At 41.5% G+C, this 13,966-nt stretch carries 9 protein-coding genes and 1 pseudogene; 7 read left to right on the forward strand and 3 right to left on the reverse strand.

What is annotated here, in order from left to right; translation table 11 throughout:
- Positions 1-28: 28 nt before the first annotated feature.
- A complete protein-coding gene (locus AC0L6H_RS11975; RefSeq protein ID WP_473389202.1) occupies positions 29-802 on the reverse strand; it encodes a glucose 1-dehydrogenase in 774 nt (257 codons plus the stop codon).
- A gap of 413 nt (positions 803-1,215) precedes the next feature.
- Here AC0L6H_RS11975 and kduI point away from each other — a divergent pair, with 413 nt between their 5' ends.
- The 4 genes and pseudogenes from kduI to AC0L6H_RS11995 all read left to right on the forward strand — a co-directional run bounded on the left by kduI (position 1,216) and on the right by AC0L6H_RS11995 (position 5,072).
- Entirely contained in the window at positions 1,216-2,046 is an 831-nt protein-coding gene (kduI, locus tag AC0L6H_RS11980) for a 5-dehydro-4-deoxy-D-glucuronate isomerase (protein WP_473389203.1), read from the forward strand.
- A gap of 180 nt (positions 2,047-2,226) precedes the next feature.
- Positions 2,227-3,246, forward strand: coding sequence for a TRAP transporter substrate-binding protein (locus AC0L6H_RS11985; RefSeq protein ID WP_473389205.1), 1,020 nt, complete (start codon positions 2,227-2,229; stop codon positions 3,244-3,246).
- A gap of 62 nt (positions 3,247-3,308) precedes the next feature.
- Positions 3,309-3,695 (forward strand): annotated as a pseudogene (locus AC0L6H_RS11990) (TRAP transporter small permease); the annotation flags it as partial.
- Positions 3,696-3,770: 75 nt separating this feature from the next.
- Positions 3,771-5,072, forward strand: coding sequence for a TRAP transporter large permease (locus AC0L6H_RS11995; protein WP_473394525.1), 1,302 nt, complete (start codon positions 3,771-3,773; stop codon positions 5,070-5,072).
- 85 nt (positions 5,073-5,157) lie between these two features.
- Here AC0L6H_RS11995 and AC0L6H_RS12000 read toward each other — a convergent pair whose 3' ends face one another.
- Positions 5,158-7,011, reverse strand: a complete 1,854-nt coding sequence (locus AC0L6H_RS12000; RefSeq protein ID WP_473389206.1) for a cation:proton antiporter — start codon at positions 7,009-7,011, stop codon at positions 5,158-5,160.
- A gap of 422 nt (positions 7,012-7,433) precedes the next feature.
- On the opposite strand from AC0L6H_RS12000, the gene apt reads away from it, so the two are divergent.
- The 3 genes from apt to AC0L6H_RS12015 are packed head-to-tail and all read left to right on the forward strand — an operon-like array spanning position 7,434 to position 10,661.
- Entirely contained in the window at positions 7,434-7,970 is a 537-nt protein-coding gene (gene apt, locus AC0L6H_RS12005; protein WP_473389207.1) for an adenine phosphoribosyltransferase, read from the forward strand.
- Positions 7,971-7,977: 7 nt separating this feature from the next.
- Positions 7,978-10,281, forward strand: a complete 2,304-nt coding sequence (gene dnaX, locus AC0L6H_RS12010) for a DNA polymerase III subunit gamma/tau (RefSeq protein ID WP_473389209.1) — start codon at positions 7,978-7,980, stop codon at positions 10,279-10,281.
- A 53-nt stretch (positions 10,282-10,334) separates the two neighbouring features.
- Complete coding sequence (locus tag AC0L6H_RS12015) at positions 10,335-10,661, forward strand: YbaB/EbfC family nucleoid-associated protein (RefSeq protein WP_473389210.1); 327 nt, start codon at positions 10,335-10,337, stop codon at positions 10,659-10,661.
- A gap of 79 nt (positions 10,662-10,740) precedes the next feature.
- Here AC0L6H_RS12015 and AC0L6H_RS12020 read toward each other — a convergent pair whose 3' ends face one another.
- Positions 10,741-13,962 carry a response regulator gene (locus tag AC0L6H_RS12020; RefSeq protein ID WP_473389211.1) on the reverse strand — a complete coding sequence of 1,074 codons (3,222 nt, stop codon included), beginning with the start codon at positions 13,960-13,962 and terminating at the stop codon, positions 10,741-10,743.
- Positions 13,963-13,966: the final 4 nt, after the last annotated feature.

The following is a 13,966-nucleotide window of genomic DNA, read 5'->3' on the forward strand; positions in this document are numbered from 1 at the left end:
AAGAAAATTACAATAATGCCTAAAAGCATTACCGTGCCATCCAACCACCGTCGACCAACAATATATGTCCGTTAACATAATCTGAGGCTTTGCTAGATAAAAATATCGCAGCACCAACTAAATCATCAGGTTGTCCCCATTTCCCCGCAGGAATTCGCGCGGTGATACTCGCGTTTCGCTCTGGATCGTCTTGTAATTGCTGGGTATTGTCGGTCGCAAAGTAACCAGGAGCGATAGCATTAACCTGTATGTTGCTTGCGGCCCACTCATTTGCCAGTGCTTTAGTTAATTGGCCAACAGCACCTTTGCTAGCGGCATAGGCTGGGACGGTGATACCGCCAGAAAAAGTAAGCAATGAGGCAATATTAATGATTTTGCCGCTACCTTGCTCAAGCATCATCGTGCCCGCCGCACGGCAAAACTGGAAAACACCATTTAGATTAGTGTCAACAACCGCATTCCAGTCTTCATCGGTGGTTAAATGCGCAGGTGCTCTGCGGATAGTTCCTGCATTATTCACCAAGATATCGATACGGCCATACTTTTCTTTTACTTCTGAAAAGACGCGTTCAATGTTTTTACCATCACTCTGATCGCAAGCTAATGCAAGTGCTTGCCCGCCTATTTCTTCGATTAATTTAACTGTTTTAGCTAAATTTTGTTGCGATGTTGCTGTTAATACAACTGTTGCGCCAGCTTTAGCGAGTGAAACTGCAATAGCTTGGCCTAGTCCTCTACTTGCACCGGTTACTAAAGCAATTTGTCCGTTAAGGGTAAACATGTCTTGAATAAAATTGTTCATTCTAACGCTCTCTTTATTTATTAATCATTATGTTTAAATCGCTAGCGATTTGCGCGTTCGGTTATCTCTAAATTGTTTGGTGGTCTTTATTAATGTCTAAAACCATATGTTTGCTCAAACATATCAAAATAGAAGATTCTACAAGTCCAATGTTTGGTAATGTGGCATTACCAATTTTATTATAGTAACTATCCCATCATCACTTGTCTATGACAAATTTATAACAAAGCCATAACATGCATCTTGCCTTTACTTTTTTTAATTAAAAATTTGCATGATGAGGCATTCTATCATAACTTATATGTTGTCATACAAGTTAGCTTTCTTAATTGCGCTAATTTGCTTGTGATTATTAATTTAGAAAGCCAATGAAATCTTGACGGCGCAACTTATATTACTAGGAATCATAATTTATGAAGTTTTTATTAACACCCGACAAAAATAGCTATAAACGAATGACCAACGCTGAATTAGAAGAAGGCTTTGTGATCCCCAAGCTCTTTGTTGAAAACGAGATTACATTAACCTACACCGATGTTGACCGCGCTATTGTAGGTGGTGTTATGCCAACGGGTCCTAGTATTGATTTACCTACTCACAAAGAACTCGCAGCCGCTTATTTTTGTGAGCGTCGCGAAGTGGGGGTCATAAATATCGGCGCTGAAGGAGTGGTTAAGGTTGACGACGAAAGCTTTGAAATGGCAAATAAAGACAGCCTTTACATTGCGAAAGGGGCCAAAGAGGTAAGCTTTGCAAGCCTTGACGGTGCTAATCCGGCAAAGTTTTATTTTGTGAGTTACCCTGCACATACTTCATATACGACTAAGCTTGTTAAACAACAAGATGCCAATATTCTCTCCCTTGGGGAGCAAACTCAATCTAACAAACGTAAAATCTATCAATCATTATGTCCTTTAACCCTTAGCTCTTGTCAATTGGTTATGGGAATAACCGAAATTGATGCGGGCAATGTGTGGAATACGAAACCTCCCCATACTCATGCTCGGCGTACCGAAGTGTATATGTATTTTGACATGCCACAACAAGAACGCGTTTTTCATTTTATGGGCGAACCAAGTAATGTCCGAGCAGTTGTGATGCCTCCTGAAACTGCAATTGCATCGCCAAGCTGGTCAATTCACAGTGGTGTAGGCTCTAGCAATTATACCTTCATTTGGGCTATGGGCGGCGAGAACCAAGAGTTTGACGACATGGACCATTTAACCTTGGAAGATATCAAGTAGCGTATTGAGATCCTCCCAACATGGGTTTTAACTAACGACGATATTATTGATTAGTTTGTTAACATACTGTAAATTTTGAAGGTTGGCCTTACCAAAGTATGAAGCAGTAATAAGGTACGGTGCAGTAGATGTTTTTACCAGTAACAAGCCCTTTCATGCTATCGCTTCAAAGAGTGCATTATGACAAAAAATAATAATTTCAAACCTTGCCTACGCAATTTTCTAGTGTTTTTTATGACACTGGTATTGTTTGCATGCGCAAAGCAAGGTGACGACACAAAAGTACTACGTATCGCGCATGCACTAGACATTAATCATCCGGTACATATCGCAATGGAGTATATGCAAGAGCGCTTGGAGTTTCATTCTGGTGGTAAAATGTCTTTGCTCATTTATGCATCCGGCCAGCTTGGTTCTGAGCGTGAAACACTTGAACTACTGCAGATTGGAAGCTTACCAATGACCAAAGTTTCGGCAAGCTCGCTCGAGGCTTTTGTGCCTGAAATGAAAGTATTTAGTGTCCCTTATTTATTTTCGTCGTCAGATCATTTGTGGGATGTGCTACTTGGTGATATCGGCAAAGAGCTCTTAGAAGCTGGCGTGCCGTATTATTTCAGAGGGCTTGGTTATTATGATGCTGGCAGTCGTAGTTTTTACACCACCGACAAAGCCGTTACCAGCCCTGACGATTTATCCGGCATGAAAATCAGAGTGATGAACAGTCAATCTGCGGTCAATATGGTTAACACTATGGGCGGTTCTGCAACACCGGTGTCTTGGGGTGAATTATATACCGCTTTGCAACAGGGGGTAGTTGACGGCGCCGAGAATAACCCTCCAAGCTTCTTTTTATCAAAACATTACGAAGTCGCGCGCTATTACTTGTTAGATGAGCATACATCGATTCCTGATGTTCTGGTATTTAGTACACGTGTTTGGGATCAACTTTCTCAGCAAGAACAGGCTTGGTTGAGTATGGCCGCAGCTGACTCTGTAACTAAACAAAGACAACTATGGGAAGAAGCAACGCAACTTGCACTAGCAGAAGTGAAAAAAGCGGGTGTGAAAGTCATGCAAGCAGATAAGTCGAGCTTTGTAGAAAAGACACAATCACTGCGTTCGCAATACGAAGGCAGCGATATCGGTAAGTTGATTGAGCGTATTAACAGTGCCGATAATTCAGCGCAGGAGAATAACTAGTGGCTTACAACAAAATGGTATCTGTACTTGACAATATATTGCATAAAACACTCATTGTGCTTATGGCCTTGCTCTTAATTGATGTCTCATGGCAAGTAATGACACGTTTTTTACTCGCTAACCCAAGCTCTTTTACTGAAGAGTTAGCTAGGTTTTTACTTATATGGATAGGGCTGTTAGGCAGTGCACATGCCTATCGGCATAAAATGCATTTGGGGGTGGATATTGTTGTTAAATCATTAGCGCCTGCAATTGCTTCAATACTTGCAAAAATAGTTCAGCTAATAACGATTGCGTTTGCCGCATCAGTATTGGTCTATGGTGGCAGTAAATTGGCTTTGTTAGCGGTTCACCTAAATCAGAATTCACCTTCAATGCAAGTCAATATGGGCATAGTTTACATAGCATTGCCATTGAGCGGTGTGCTCCTGATTCTTTTTGCTATAGAGCACATGATAAATGATAAAGCGCTAGGGCAGGAAATAAATAACGAAGTAGTCAATATTGAACAGGAGAGAACTGTGATGGATTTAACCATTTGGATATTGCTCATTAGTTTCGTTGTGTTACTTGTCATTAATACACCAATCGCGATTGCGATTGCAATTTCAACTATATTAACCATGCTCTTTACCATGGATTCGGTTTCTGCCGTCACAACAGTTGCTCAGCGGATAGCCACTGGACTAGATAGTTTTGCCTTACTCGCCATTCCCTTCTTTATTTTATCGGGGTATTTGATGGGCCAAGGCGGAATTGCAAGGCGCTTGATTAACTTTGCCATGGTATTAGTAGGGCGCTTTTCTGGTGGCTTGGCCTTTGTAAATGTTATTGCTTGTGCCTTGTTTGGTTCTATATCTGGCAGTGCGGTTGCAGCTACATCAGCAATTGGTGGCTTTATGATCCCCGCTATGAACAAAGAAGGTTATGACAAAAGCTTCAATACTGCCGTCACCGTGACCGCTTCAACAACCGGCATGCTTATCCCTCCTAGTAATATATTAATTATCTTTTCACTGGCGAGTGGCGGAGTGTCGATAGCAGCATTATTTATGGCAGGTTATTTACCTGGCATTTTAGTCGCTTGTGGGCTAATGGTCATGTGTGCTTATTATGCGAAACGTAATAATTTGCCGAAAGGATTAAAGTATAGCTTTGCAGAGGGTGTACATCATTTGCTTGCAGCCATTCCTAGTTTGTTCTTAATTGTGGTGGTGATTGGCGGTATCATTGGGGGTTATTTCACACCTACTGAAGCGGGCGCCATTGCGGTTTTATATGCTTTATTACTTTCGGTAGGTGTCTACAAAGAAATTGCCTTTGCCGATTTACCCACCATATTTTTAAAGTCAGTCCAAACCACAGCGATTGTTATGTTGCTGATTGGCGCAAGTGCAGCGATGTCATGGATGTTGTCGTATGAGTTTATACCCCAACAGTTTACCCAATTTATTCTAACTTTATCTGAAAACCCGCTGATTATACTGCTGCTTATTAACATTATGCTGCTTGTTGTGGGCACGTTTATGGATATGACACCCGCGGTGCTTATTTTCACGCCAATCTTAATGCCGGTCATGCTTGAAATGGGCGTATCGCCCTTACATTTCGGTATTATGATGATATTAAACTTGTCAATTGGGTTGTGCACTCCGCCTGTGGGGAGCGTGTTATTTGTGGGTTGTAGCATTGGCAAAACGAGTATTGGTGAAGTAACTAAACCGTTGTTGCCTTTATACGCCGCTATGTTTGTCTGTTTGCTACTGGTAACCTTTATTCCTGCTATAAGTGAATGGTTGCCTAGATTGGTTGGTTTAATAGAGTAAGGCAAACTGCAAACGACGTATAGGTATATTGCATTAATGATACTCGGTGAACGTTGTTATGACGTCACCGAGTATATTTTTAGCCTTACGCTTTACCTTCTTTTGCCTCAGGTGCTGTACTATCAGTTTTAGGGGCGGTTTTTGAAACCGTTTTTGAATCGGCCTTGATTAAGCTCACTATCTTCCATTCTGGCTTGGGTTTTAGCTTCGTTAGGGTGTTAAATATCTCTACGTTTCCATCAGGTAAAATGGCGCAAAGTGGAATCAGTCGTTTGTCATATTCAGCCTGATAATCTGCGTAACTAAAGTTGTCTGAAAGCTTTGTGGTTTTTACTACAGCGCCTTTATTGACATAGTTAATCAGTCGACGATAAGTTGCGTCTTCATTAAATAATGTCAATTTTTTACTGTAGTCTTCAGAGACTTGGTGGCTTGGTCGTGCGGCTTGTTCATTATTGCTTAAGGCCAATACACTTCCTTTCCCTAAAGCATGCTCAAAATGAAAAGTGACCAAAGGATTGATTTGTTTATAAGGAGACATCACCAGCACTCTGCCAAATAACGACGTATCTAAATGTCGTGAAGCATGCTCTGATATGGGGTTGCCAAAATAGCTAGGAATGCCATCCATACGCGCTTGGCTAATGGTTTCCCAGTTCGTATCTGCCAAACAAACCGGAATTTTTTGATTTTGCAGTTCTTTTGCAAGCTCACGGCTAAATTGTCCGCCACCAAAAATTAATAAGCCGTTGGGTTCAGGAGACCTGATTTTGAGCCACTCGGCGACCTTTGCAGAGCTCAAGCTTTGAAATACCACGGTAACAATTATAACCAAAAATACCATGGGTACTAAAATTTCAACTTGCGCGTAATTTAATGCTTCTAGCTTTAACGAGAAGAGGGCTGATACTGCGGCCGCTACGATCCCCCTTGGTGCAATCCAGCTCAGTAAAGACAGTTCTTGCCAGCTTAACTTACTCCCTACAGAAGAAATCAGCACAGATACGGGCCTTGCCACAAACATTATGACGATCAATAAAATTGCCGCTTGCCAACCTAATTGCGATAACGAACTCACGTCGATACGTGAGGCAAGTAAAATAAATAGGCCAGAAATTAATAAAACACTTAAGGTTTCTTTAAATTCGAGTACATCATCAACATCAACGTCTTTCATGTTGGCTAGCCACATGCCCATAATGGTGACCGTAATTAAGCCTGATTCGTGGGCGAGCATATTTGATGCTGCAAATACGCCAAGCATAATAGTCAGTACTGCCGTGTTTAATAGGTAATGTGGAATAAGTTTGTGGCGCATAGCAAGCCCAAGCAGATATCCGCTGGCAGCACCAATAAGTGCACCAACGCCTACGGTTGTAATAAAAGCGAGCAGTGAGTGTTCTAATGCATTTTGAGAAGAAACGATATATTCAAATACGATGACAGCGAGTAAGGCACCAATTGGGTCAATTATAATCCCTTCCCAGCGCAGAATATTCGAAATCTTAGCACTTGGTCGCACAGTGCGCAGCATCGGAACAATCACTGTAGGGCCAGTTACCGTGATAAGTGCCGCAAAAAGAAAGGCAAGTTCCCACGATATTCCAATAGTATAATGTGTAATAGGGGCAACAATGGCAATGGTCACAATCGGCCCAATCGTGCATAAATTTCTCACCATCGACCCATGCCCACTTAACTCTTTAAAGCGCAGGGTTAATGCACCTTCAAATAAAATGATGGCGACGCACAAAGAAACCACGGGGAAAAGCAAGTCGCCAAAAAGCGTATCGGCATTTATTAAACCCGTTACAGGGCCTGCAATAATACCAACCATCAACAGTGGCAATATGGCCGGGACTTTTATTTTAAACGCGAACAGCTGGCACGCTATTGAAAAAAGTCCAACCAAGACAAGTGGAAGTGTTAGATCGCTCACGAATAGTCCTTTTCTTATTTGAATACAGGATACGAGTTGAAGTGGAATCGTAGTTTAGGTGTATTTGCGCCGCTATACAAACCATACGCTAACAAAATAGCATTTAGATGAATGTACTAAAGTCTTACTAGAATGTTTTTGTTACATGTCAGCACTATCTTTCATAGTAAATTCCTAATACAAGCCTATTTTTTTTGATCTCGATCAAGTAGTATTCACCCTCCAAAAATTTTAGTACATTAAGGTTTATTTTATGGGTGATAATGCCGAGTTTAAAGAAGTGTTTAACTGGTGGTATTTTTTAGGTATCGTCGGAGCGTTAGTGGCATTCCCTTTGCTGCACATAATAGCAGGATGGTACGTTTTCTTTTTCAGTAATTAAGTATCAAAGCCATAATAAGAAACACATAAAAGGATAAAGTGTGTCACAAGAACTAATCAAAAATGCGGTAACCACCATAGCTGATTACCCTAAGCCGGGCATCTTATTTCGTGATGTTACTAGCGTATTGCAAAATCATGAGGCTTTTCAAGCTTGTATTAATTTGCTGAAAGCCCAATACGGACATCTTAAATTTGATAAGGTCGTTGGCACAGAAGCCCGCGGTTTTTTATTTGGGGCGCCCTTAGCTCTAGAACTCGGTGTTGGCTTTGTGCCTGTACGTAAACCTAAAAAGTTGCCGCGTGAAGTTATCTCTGAGTCATATGAACTAGAGTATGGCACAGACGAACTAGAAATTCATAAAGACGCGATAAGCCCAGGTGATCGTGTTTTAATGATTGATGATTTACTCGCGACCGGCGGTACTATGGTAGCCACTGCAACCTTAATTCGGCGTTTAGGTGGTATTGTTGAGCATGCTGGATTTATTATTTCTTTACCGGACATTGGCGGCGAAGCAAAATTAAAAGCTGCTAATATTACGCCTTATTGTGTTTGCGAATTCGACGGAGACTAATTAGCCGATGAGCTATCAAGTTCTGGCAAGAAAATGGCGTCCACAGACGTTTTCTGAACTAGTGGGGCAACAACATGTTGTTGATGCCATAAGTAATGCTTTAGAAAACGATAAGCTACATCACGCTTACTTGTTTACAGGTACACGAGGTGTGGGTAAAACGACCATTGCGCGCATCTTTTCAAAAAGTCTTAACTGCGAAAAAGGCCAAAGTGCCAATCCTTGCGGCGTATGTAATACTTGCGTTGATATTAGCGATGGCAGGTACGTAGATTTGCTCGAAATTGATGCTGCGTCACGGACGAAAGTAGAAGATACCCGTGAACTTCTCGACAACGTGCAATACAGGCCAACCCGCGGTAAATACAAAGTGTACTTGATAGATGAAGTACATATGCTCTCTAAGCATAGCTTTAATGCTCTTTTGAAAACCCTCGAAGAACCGCCCGAACATGTAAAATTCTTGCTGGCGACGACCGATCCGCAAAAACTGCCAGTTACAGTGCTATCACGCTGCCTACAGTTTAGTTTAAAAGCCTTAACTACCGACCAAATTCAAGGCCATCTAGCCTATATTTTAGGGCAGGAACAAATTCAATATGAGAAAACAGCACTGGCCCAATTGGCACGTGCTGCTCAGGGCAGTATTCGTGATTCTTTAAGCCTTACCGACCAAGCTATTGCACAAGGTAATAACCAAGTCAGCTTAGCGGTTGTGTCCAATATGCTTGGACTACTTAACAAAAACCAAATTGTAAAACTGCTTAAGCACATTTGCGAACGAGACAGTAAAAACGCACTTGTGCAACTTGATGATATTTGCTCAAGTTCTCCTGACTATTTTCAGGTTTTATCACAGTTACTTGGGCTATTGCATCAAATTGCATTGACGCAAGTTGTGCCTGAAGTATGTAAACTAGACAGCGATTCTGCCAAAGGCATTTATACCTTAGCCAAAAGTATCTCTAAAGAGCATATTCAAATTCTTTACCAAATTGGCGTGAACGGAAAACGTGATTTACCACACGCACCTGATGCCCGTACTGGCTTACAAATGACCATATTGCGCATGTTGGCTTTTTCACCTGCGCAAACGATTGACTTAGATCTTGATAGCTTGGTAACCACGAATAACGATTTGCCTGCTTTTGAAACCTTGCCAGAACCTGCCTCAGAGCCGGTTGTTAAACCAAGTACCGAGAAAGTCGAATTAACTGCACCGCAAGAGATACCAGCAACAATACCTGCGCAAGAGCCTCCTGAACCAGCGATGGTTGAACTTGAGCCACAAAGTCCTGCAACTTCGCCAGCGCCAACAAGCCTAACAGACGAAGCTGAAGCACCGGTAGAGGCTGAAGCACCGGTAGAATCAGAAGCGCCTGCAGAATCAGAAGCTGAGCACATTACGCAGCAATCGATAACAACTGAAGATAAACCCCCAGAGCCGGTTGCACAAAGTGAGCCAATTGCCCCTCAAGCTGATGTGCCCAGCACGCAAGATACTGATTTAGTCCAAGACGAATCTTTTGCTCCCCCACAGTTTGATGACGAACAACCGCCGTTGCCGGACGAAGAACCGCCAATGTTTACCGATATGTTTGGTGATGAATTTGCAAACGAAGCGATGTATCAGCCTCAAGATGATGTTGTTCATCCCAGTAAAGCTGAAGAGCAAAAGCCAGCGCCTAGCGCGCAGCAATCGTCTGATCCACAGCAGGCTAGCAAAAGTACCTTCGAGCTATTAAAGGTTAGTCAGCAACTTAAAGAATATACCAAAGACAAAGAGGGAGATTCAGGCCCAAAAAAGTCTGAAGCTGACACCCAAGCCGCTCCAGCGGTTTCCCAATCGTTCACCTATAAATTGGGGCATCATTTTGCTCCATTTAACGGGCAGTTGGCGGCATTTTTGCCCAGTGGTGAAAAAGTAACACTTGCGCGTCAGGTCGATCAATGGAGCGAATTTGTTGACGCTACTGATATTCAGGCGCTTACGCGACAGTTGCTAATAAACGCTCGCTGCGAAACCTTGAGCAACCCTTTGGTTCTAACCTTAGCGAAAGAAAACCATCATATTAATGAAGAGCCTATTGTCGATAAAATAAAGACCACACTGTCTGAATTATTAGACGAAGAAATTGAAGTAGAAATCGCGTTTGATGATGTAGAAAATACACCTTTTCAGATCCAAAACAGTATAAACGATATGCGCATGCGACACGCACTGCACATGATAAGCGCAACGGATTCGATTCAAGAATTGATTAAAGCCTTTGATGCCAAAGTTGTTGAAGGCAGCGTTGAAGCAAGGTAATTAACCTTGTACAGTAATGAATATTCAAGCTTATAAAATAAAGAGAGGACATTATGTTTAAAGGCGGCATGGGTAATATGATGAAACAAGCCCAACAAATGCAAGCAAAAATGCAAAAGGCGCAAGAAGAACTCGCCACGCTAGAGGTCGTGGGTGAAGCCGGAGCGGGCATGGTAAAAGTCACCATGACTTGTAACCATAACGTACGCCGCGTTGATGTAGATGACGCGCTAGTAGGTGACGACAAAGAAATGCTAGAAGACTTGGTCGCCGCTGCCATCAATGATGCAGTACGCCGCGTACAAGAAACGACTCAAGAAAAAATGGGTGGCGTAACTGGCGGTATGGGTTTGCCAGCTGGCTTTAAGATGCCGTTTTAGTTTTAAGTTTAAATAAGAATGTTTTATTCTGAAACGCGTTCTTATAATGTGACGTAACAGTCTCTAAACACGCTGGCAGCTATGATGTAACTTTTGCAGCTAAATCCTTCAGTGCTCGTCTTAATTCAGCTAATTTTTCATTGAGTTTAGTGTTGAGCGGGACGTCAGTTAGCTTCAATTCATTTTCTAGTTCAATGGCGTATCTAGCCATATTGAATGCGCCAATATAGCTAAGTGCTGGACTAAGTGCATGTATAGCCGTCTTAACCGTGTCGAGTTCTGTTAAAGAGTTTATGCTTGTTTTTATTGGAGTGTTTTCATACATTTTAATGAACTCTTGTACTAACTCGTCATAGGCATCTTGATTATTCAGCAGCACATGTATGGCTCTTTCTTTATTTAATTCGAGCAATGAACGATTTAATTGGCCCTGCTCAGTGATTGATGTTTTTGCCTTAATGTCACTCAATGTAGCTTGTGCCGCGTGGTTTGGATTATGGCAAGTATCGACCAGCGTTTGATACAGAATTTGAGGGTTAATCGGTTTTCCCACGTGCGCATTCATGCCTGCGTCTAAACACTTTTTTACTTCCTCAAACAATACATGCGCTGTCATCGCCACGATAGGTGTGTCAATATTTAGGTCATTTCGTATTTTAATAGTCGCGGATATGCCGTCCAATACTGGCATTTGGATATCCATCAATACTATATCGATATCAGGCTGTTCACTTAGTATATTGATCGCATCTTGGCCGTTTTCAGCGATACTGACTTTTGCTTGAGTAACAGCTAAATAAGCGCTGGCGACCTTTCTGTTTATGCTTTTGTCGTCTACCAATAGTACGTGTAGATGGCGTAAATCAGGAGCCTGACTAGAAGTTAAATCTAGTTGCCTTGCATCGCTATGTGGTATCTTCTCATGCACAGTTTTAATGAGCTCTTCGGTATCTATAGGCTTTTCGAGAAACGCATCAATCCTGTAGGGCTGCGCCAAGCTTTGTAAACGGGGCAAGTCAAAATTTGACAGCATAATAATGCTGGGAGATAAAACCGCATTCTCTTTGTTTACGCTATCTTGACGTACACTCTCTTTACGTACCAGAGAGGCCACCTCTAGACCGTCCATGTCAGGCATTTGCCAATCTATTATGACTAAATCAAAAGGCCTTCCTTGCTGCAGAGCGTCTGAGAATATATCAATTCCTTCTTGTCCGTTTTGTGCCTCTACACTAATTACACTTAAGCGATTAAGCGATTTTTTAATGTACTCTCTATAAAACGCTGAATCGTCTATTACCAAGACTTTTAAAGTATTTTCCTCTGCCATTACGTCTTTAGAGACCAGCGCTTTAGTTTGTTCTGTAATATAGGTCGTAAAATAAAATGAAGTGCCCTTGTTGAGCTCACTTTCCACCCATATTTCACCGCCCATTAATTCAACGAGTTGTTTAGAAATAGCCAAACCCAGCCCGGTTCCACCGTATTTTCGCGTAATCGATTCATCTGCTTGCGAAAATGAATCGAATAAATCGACACCGCTACTCAAATCAATTCCCATGCCCGTATCTTTGACTTCAAAGGTCAATATGTCATGATTATTCTCGTTCTTGTGTGCGGCATATATGGTAATGCCGCCTGTTTGAGTAAATTTAACGGCATTACTCAATAAGTTAGATAGCACCTGCTCTAGGCGTAGCGGATCACCTATTACTTTCTTGGGTGTGCTGGGCGCAATAGCGTGGTTTAAAGATAAATTCTTTTCTTGTGCTTGCAGGCTAATAAGTCGCAGTGCCCTTGTAATTATTTCTTCGATATCAAACGGCCGGTTCGATATACTAAACTCCCCAGCTTCAATTTTAGAGTAGTCTAATACATCGTTTACCACACTAAGCAGGGTTTGAGAAGACTCGCTTATTTGCTCGAAATTAACTTTTTGATCCGCATCACGGCATGTTTTTAAAGCAAGATGGGTCAATCCCATTATCGCATTAATGGGTGTACGAATTTCATGGCTCATTCTAGCCAAAAACTGTGATTTTGCGTTTGCGGCTTTTTCTAAATCTTGCAGCGTTGAGGCAAGCTTTCGTTTTTGATAAAAGGTAACAAAAGCAAATATCGTGATCACAATAACGGCGCCAAATGAAATAGCCATAATCAGCATTTGATTTCGCTGTTGTTGCTCAATTAGTTGCTTTTCTAGGGTTAACGATTGAATGGTATTGTCTTTATTGGACACATCCAGTTTAACCTGATTGATTGCTAACAATTGCTGTTCATTGTTTTGTATTGATGCCAATAACATTTCATTGTATTGATTGCTGTAACTTAATGCTTGCTCCAATTCTCCGCTGGTCGCATAAATAATTGATAGTCTCTTTGTCGCTTTTAATTTCGTTGATATTGCACTTGTGTTGTCAATTTCATTAATTAACTGTTGATAATTGTCGATGCCATCATCGTATCGACCCAAGGCATACAGTATTTCTGCTTCCTCAAATATAATAGAGGGAATAACTACATTCACCGTTGAAAGGATAGCTGTTTGTTTAGCAAGTCGAATTGTTTCAAGAGCATCGAGGAGTTTGCCTTCTGCTCTTAAAACCTTTGATTGCATAAGAAGCACAAAGGACCTTAATGATGAATTATTAGGTTTGTCGGATTGTATTAAACCCGCCAAATAATATCTTGCTTGCTTCAGATTACCCTTCCAAATATATCCGTTTACGAGCTGAATTTGTGCGTGGGATATATCTTCATCTAAACCATGTTTGCTTGAAAAATCTAATAGTTGATGCCCATACTTCAATGTCTCTGTCACTTGTTCTCGCGCAACATACACATTTAGTATTGACCCCAGAACTTTGGCTTTTTGTTTCACATTTGCACTTGAATACAAAGACATTGCTTCATAGAGTATACCGAGAGCGTCTGTGTACTGATGAAGCATCATGAGCAATACACCTTCACGCCGCAAGGCCTCAGCATGTTGCAAGCGATTGCCAGAGGCAATGGCCAATTTCTTTGCTTTAGCTAAATTGACAGCAGCGGTGGGTCTATCACCTCGCACCAATTCATTGAAAGCGATTAAATTATATAAGTGACTTTGAAGGCTTGGCGACCCTAAAATAATTGAGTTATTTCTGGCTTGTTTGAATAAATTATCGGATTGATCAGGACTATTTATGATCAAGACTTCAATCTTATCTAACAATTCTTGCGCTTGAACTTGTGATGTCTCATCTGCAAATGCTTGCTCAATTGATAAGCATGCTAACAAACAGAAATAAAGTATGCGCAAACGA

It is taken from the genome of Glaciecola sp. G7-5 (assembly GCF_055808975.1).